This is a genomic window from Mycobacterium sp. 1245852.3, from assembly GCF_001669335.1.
GTDB lineage: Bacteria > Actinomycetota > Actinomycetes > Mycobacteriales > Mycobacteriaceae > Mycobacterium > Mycobacterium europaeum_A.
This window is the reverse complement of record NZ_LZLL01000473.1, coordinates 1-2,744: the sequence shown is the minus strand read 5'-3', so window position 1 is coordinate 2,744 and position 2,744 is coordinate 1. Positions and strand designations below refer to the sequence as shown.

Here is a 2,744-nt window from a genome sequence, read left to right as displayed (position 1 = left end):
GACACCCAATGGATACCACCCCCACACCTCGACACCGGCCAACCCCGCACCAACACCTTCCACCACCCCGAAAAACTCCTGCGCGACGGAGACGACGATGAGGCGGCTGGCTCAAACGGTCCCATTTCCGGAAACTGAACGGCGATCTCCAGACGGCCGAGTGACGAGCGGGACGTTCAGGCCGCCCATGGGCCCACACCGCCGACCTTCTCGATCGTGATGTGAGTCAGGTAGCCGGCGGGTGCGTCCGGCGGTGGGAACCCCGTGCCGGGGCCGAAGATGGTCGTGGCGATCTCGTCGAGCAGTTCGGGCGCGCCGCCCTCCTCGACGCGGGCGGTGCCCCTGATCGACAGATACGGCGTCTGCGGCCCGCTGCGGTCGGTGGACGCGATGGTCACCGCCACGCGGGGATCACGCCGGATGTTGCGGATCTTCTGATGCTCCTGCAGATGAGCGGTGACCAACTCATCACCGCCGTCGGCTGTACTGCGCACCGTCATCCAGACCAGGCTGACTTGCGGGCTGCCGTCGCGATTGATCGTGACGAGCGTGGCCGGGTCGGACCCGATGAGTTGGCGCGCGCTGTCACTGAGCCTCGTTGTGTTCATTGCGTTCTCCTGATGCGTCGTGGCTCCGGGCAATTCGGTTGCCTATCCATACGACGAAGAGGCTGTACGCAATCCGACAGCCCGAAGCCCGGCGCGAGATCGCGCCGGCCGAGCGCTAAAGGATTTGCATCTGCTCGGGTTGCGGCTCGGCCGGCTCGAGCAGCTGCGGGCCGTTGTTGCGGACGTTGTTGACCAGCGTCGAGACCTCACGCATCCGGATGGCGCGCACGTCGGGCGTGCGGTCCAGCAGGTCCTGATCGATCTCGGCGTCCGGGTCAAGCCACCGGTCCCAGTCACGTTCGGGCACCACCAGCGGCATCCGATCGTGAATCTGCGCGAGCTCGCCGGGCGCGTCGGTGGTGATGATCGTGCAACTCAGCAGCGGCGAAGCGTCCTTGGCCGGTTTCCACACCGACCACAGGCCCGCCATGAACAGCGGCTCCCCGTCCTCGCGGTACATGAAAAACGGCGTCTTGCGGGTCTTCTTGCCGGCCGCGTCGGCGGAGTTGACCCGCCACTCGTAGTAGCCATCCATCGGGATTAGGCAGCGCTTGGACTTCGCGCTGGTCCGGAAGGCGGGCGAGGTGGTGACCTTGTCCGCGCGCGCGTTGATCAGCATCGGCCCCTTGGTGTCGGGCGCGCCGTCGGAACCGGCCTTGGCCCACGGCGGCACCAAACCCCAGCGCATCAGCCGCACCCGGCGCGTCGGCTGGTCTTCGGGCTCGGAATGCCGGCTGACCACGGTCGCGATGGTCGAGGTCGGGGCCACGTTGTAGTTGGGGCCCGTCGATCCGGCGTCGGCGCCGGTGGCCTCGTCGATCGCCTTGATCTTCTGGGCCAGCAAAGCCGGATCGGTGGTGACCGCGAACCTTCCGCACATAACACCCATGGTGGCAGAAACCGGTGACAGGCGATGATGGAGCGGTGAGTACGTGGCAGGCCCCCGTGGCGGCGCAACCGGTGCGCGCGACCGTGACCGTTCCGGGATCGAAATCGCAGACCAACCGCGCCCTGGTGCTGGCGGCCCTGGCCGCCGCCCAGGGACAAGGCATCCCGACCATCACCGGCGCGCTGCGCAGCCGCGATACCGACCTGATGATCGGGGCGCTGCACACCCTGGGTCTGGACATCGACGGCGACGAGGACGGTGACGGGACCGAACTGACCGTCGGCGGTCGCGTGTCGCCCGAACCGATGGCCCAGGTCGACTGCGGGCTGGCCGGCACGGTGTTGCGGTTCGTCCCGCCGCTGGCGGCGCTGGCCGAATCGATCGTCGAGTTCGACGGCGACGAGCAGGCCCGGGCGCGGCCCATCGTCCCGCTGCTGGACGCCCTGCGCGGGCTCGGCGTGCGGATCGACGGCTCCGGCCTCCCCTTCCGGGTGCTGGGCACCGGCTCGGTCATCGGCGGGACCGTGAACATCGACGCCTCGGCCTCGTCGCAGTTCGTGTCGGGCCTGCTGTTGTGCGCGGCATCGTTCGCCGAGGGGCTGACCGTGCAACACACCGGCGGGGCGCTGCCGTCGGCGCCGCACATCGCCATGACGGTGACGATGCTGCGCCAGGCCGGCGTCGACGTCGACGACTCCGTCCCCAACCGCTGGCAAGTGGCGCCGGGAAACGTCGCCGCCCGGCACTGGGAGGTGGAGCCGGACCTGACGAACGCCGTGCCCTTCCTGGCCGCGGCGGTGGTCACCGGTGGTGCGGTGCGCATCACCGGCTGGCCGTCGAGCAGTGTGCAGCCGGCCGACAACATCCTGAGCGTGCTGGCCAAGCTCAATGCCGTTGTGCAGCACACTGATTCGTTCCTGGAGGCGCGCGGATCCGGCGACTACGACGGTTTCGACGTCGACCTGCGCGCGGTCGGCGAGCTGACGCCGTCGGTGGCCGCCCTGGCGGCGCTGGCGACGCCGGGATCGGTGTCGCGGCTGTCCGGCATCGCGCATCTGCGCGGGCATGAGACCGATCGGCTGGCCGCGCTGCGCAAGGAGATCAACCGACTGGGCGGCGACTGCTCCGAGAGCCCCGACGGCCTGGTGATCACCGCGACCCCGTTGCAGTCCGGAACCTGGCGCGCCTATGCCGACCACCGGATGGCGATGGCCGGCGCCATCATCGGGCTGCGGGTGCCCGGGGTC

The 2,744-nt window shown here is 69.2% G+C and carries 4 protein-coding genes; 2 read left to right on the top strand and 2 right to left on the bottom strand.

The genetic code is table 11. The features are described 5' to 3' along the window. Positions 1 to 138: hypothetical protein (locus A9W96_RS33410; protein WP_369830857.1), on the top strand; the 138-nt coding region annotated here is incomplete at its 5' end. Between the two features lie 38 nt (positions 139 to 176). On the opposite strand, the gene A9W96_RS20980 is transcribed toward A9W96_RS33410, so the two are convergent. Both A9W96_RS20980 and A9W96_RS20975 read right to left on the bottom strand, forming a co-directional pair. Continuing rightward, the gene (locus tag A9W96_RS20980) at positions 177 to 608 is read right to left on the bottom strand and encodes a TIGR03618 family F420-dependent PPOX class oxidoreductase (RefSeq protein ID WP_066867989.1); all 432 of its coding nucleotides are present in this window, start codon (positions 606 to 608) and stop codon (positions 177 to 179) included. 115 nt (positions 609 to 723) lie between these two features. Further along, complete coding sequence (locus A9W96_RS20975) at positions 724 to 1,488, bottom strand: SOS response-associated peptidase (protein WP_066867992.1); 765 nt, start codon at positions 1,486 to 1,488, stop codon at positions 724 to 726. A gap of 44 nt (positions 1,489 to 1,532) precedes the next feature. Here A9W96_RS20975 and aroA point away from each other — a divergent pair. After that, a partial coding sequence (aroA, locus tag A9W96_RS20970; RefSeq protein ID WP_067142724.1) for a 3-phosphoshikimate 1-carboxyvinyltransferase occupies positions 1,533 to 2,744 on the top strand: 1,212 nt, incomplete at its 3' end.